The sequence below is a fragment of the Microcystis sp. LE19-41.2A genome, from assembly GCF_027530405.1.
Taxonomy (GTDB): Bacteria; Cyanobacteriota; Cyanobacteriia; order Cyanobacteriales; family Microcystaceae; genus Microcystis; species Microcystis aeruginosa.
Genome location: NZ_JAPZQJ010000184.1, coordinates 2,501 through 5,481, shown reverse-complemented (window position 1 = coordinate 5,481; position 2,981 = coordinate 2,501). Strand labels below are relative to the sequence as shown.

Annotated in this window: 2 rRNA genes (1 of these 2 cut by a window edge); both read right to left on the bottom strand. The window is 54.0% G+C overall.

Annotated elements, in window-relative coordinates:
- Positions 1-57: 57 nt before the first annotated feature.
- A 5S ribosomal RNA gene (gene rrf / locus O9290_RS08350) occupies positions 58-170 on the bottom strand.
- A 127-nt stretch (positions 171-297) separates the two neighbouring features.
- Positions 298-2,981 (bottom strand): 23S ribosomal RNA (locus O9290_RS08345) (it continues 167 nt past the right edge of the window).

Here is a 2,981-nt window from a genome sequence, read left to right as displayed (position 1 = left end):
TTTCTTTGTTGCAAAGAAAAACCCCTCCGGGATACCCGGAGGGGTTTTGGTGTAAGGCCCTGGCGATGACCTACTCTCGCATGCGGATGCACACTACCATCGGCGCGTGCGCGTTTCACTTCCGAGTTCGGGATGGGATCGGGTGGTTCCACGCAGCTATGTTCACCAGGGAGAGGGTGGAGGGTCGCTATTGCCAGATGGCTCAAGCGCTCACGCTCTCATAGGGTCTTGTGACGTAACAGTTTGGTTTGGTTTGACTTGTCTTCTGTGTCGAAGGGCAAGGCAACTTGAGGTTATATGATCAAGCCACACGGATCATTAGTATCGGTAAGCTCAATGCATTACTGCACTTACACACCCGACCTATCAACGACGTAGTCTTCATCGTTCCTTTAGGGGACTTGTGTCCCGGGAGATCTCATCTTGAGGCGCGCTTCCCGCTTAGATGCTTTCAGCGGTTATCGCTTCCGAACATAGCTACCCGGCAGTGCCACTGGCGTGACAACCGGAACACCAGAGGTTCGTCCACTCCGGTCCTCTCGTACTAGGAGCAGCCCCTCTCAAATCTCCAACGCCCACGACAGATAGGGACCGAACTGTCTCACGACGTTCTGAACCCAGCTCGCGTACCACTTTAAATGGCGAACAGCCATACCCTTGGGACCGACTACAGCCCCAGGATGTGATGAGCCGACATCGAGGTGCCAAACACCGCCGTCGATATGAACTCTTGGGCGGTATCAGCCTGTTATCCCCGGAGTACCTTTTATCCGTTGAGCGATGGCCCTTCCATACAGAACCACCGGATCACTAAGACCTACTTTCGTACCTGCTTGATCCGTCGATCTTGCAGTCAAGCACGCTTCTGCCTTTGCACACATTGCGCGATGTCCGACCGCGCTGAGCGTACCTTCGTGCTCCTCCGTTACTCTTTGGGAGGAGACCGCCCCAGTCAAACTACCCACCATACATGGTCCCCGATCCGGATTACGGACCTAGGTTAGAACGTCAAGCACATCAGGGTGGTATTTCAAGGATGGCTCCACCGAAGCTGGCGCCTCGGTTTCATAGCCTCCCACCTATCCTACACAGACGAACTCAACGTTCAATGTAAAGCTATAGTAAAGGTTCACGGGGTCTTTCCGTCTTGCCGCGGGAACGCTGCATCTTCACAGCGATTTCAATTTCACTGAGCCTTGGGTGGAGACAGCGCCGCTGTCGTTACGCCATTCGTGCAGGTCGGAACTTACCCGACAAGGAATTTCGCTACCTTAGGACCGTTATAGTTACGGCCGCCGTTTACTGGGGCTTCGATCAAGAGCTTCGCTTGCGCTGACCCCATCACTTAACCTTCCAGCACCGGGCAGGCGTCACACCCTATACGTCCACTTTCGTGTTTGCAGAGTGCTGTGTTTTTGATAAACAGTCGCAGCGGCCTGGTCACTGCGGCCTCCATTGCTGGAGGCGTACCTTCTCCCGAAGTTACGGTACTATTTTGCCTAGTTCCTTCACCCAAGTTCTCTCAAGCGCCTGAGAATTCTCATCCTACCCACCTGTGTCGGTTTACGGTACGGTCTTGCGTGAGCTGAAGCTTAGAGGCTTTTCCTGGAAGCGTGGGATCAGTGACTTCGTCCGATAGGACTCGTCTCGTACTTCGACCTTAAAGGGCAGCGGATTTGCCTACCGCCCAAGCCTTTGTACTTTCCCCGGGACAACCAACGCCCGGTACACTTACCCTTCTCCGTCCCCCCATCGCACTCACGCGAGGTGCTGGAATATTAACCAGCTTCCCATCGACTACACCTTTCGGTCTCGCCTTAGGGGCCGACTCACCCTGCGCCGATGAACGTTGCGCTAGGAAACCTTGGGCTTTCGGCGTGCGGGCTTTTCACCCGCATTATCGTTACTCATGTCAGCATTCGCACTTCCGATACCTCCAGCAGCCTTCTCAAGCCACCTTCGCAGGCGTACGGAACGCTCCTCTACCGCGCACACAAAGTGTGCACCCCAAGCTTCGGTATATCGCTTAGCCCCGTTAAATCTTCCGCGCAGACCGACTCGACCAGTGAGCTATTACGCTTTCTTTAAAGGATGGCTGCTTCTAAGCCAACCTCCTGGCTGTCTATGCCTTTCCACATCGTTTTCCACTTAGCGATAATTTGGGGACCTTAGCTGTGGGTCTGGGTTGTTTCCCTTTTCACGACGGACGTTAGCACCCGCCGTGTGTCTCCCGCATAGTCTGTCTTGGTATTCGGAGTTTGCCATGGTTTGGTAAGTCACGATGACCCCCTAGCCATAACAGTGCTCTACCCCCAAGAAGATTCGTGCGAGGCGCTACCTAAATAGCTTTCGAGGAGAACCAGCTATCTCCGGGTTCGATTAGCTTTTCACTCCTAGCCACACCTCATCCCCTACTTTTGCAACAGGAGTGGGTTCGGGCCTCCAGTGCGTGTTACCGCACCTTCACCCTGGGCATGGCTAGATCACCCGGTTTCGGGTCTACTTCCTGCGACTATGCGCCCTATTCAGACTCGGTTTCCCTTCGCCTACCCTATACGGTTAAGCTCGCCACAAAAAGTAAGTCGCTGACCCATTATACAAAAGGTACGCAGTCACCCTTGCGGGCTCCTACTGCTTGTACGCATACGGTTTCAGGTTCTATTTCACTCCCCTCTCCGGGGTTCTTTTCGCCTTTCCCTCACGGTACTGGTTCACTATCGGTCAGTCAGGAGTATTTAGCCTTGGAGGATGGTCCCCCCATGTTCAGACAGGGTTTCACGTGCCCCGCCCTACTCAATTTCATCATCGTGGCCCTTTCACATACTGGGCTATCACCGTCTATGGCCGGCCTTTCCAGACCGTTTTGCTAGAACCATGATGACTTTTGGGCTGTTCCCCGTTCGCTCGTCACTACTCAGGGAATCTCGGTTGATTTCTTTTCCTCCGGGTACTTAGATATTTCAGTTCCCCGGGTTAGCTTC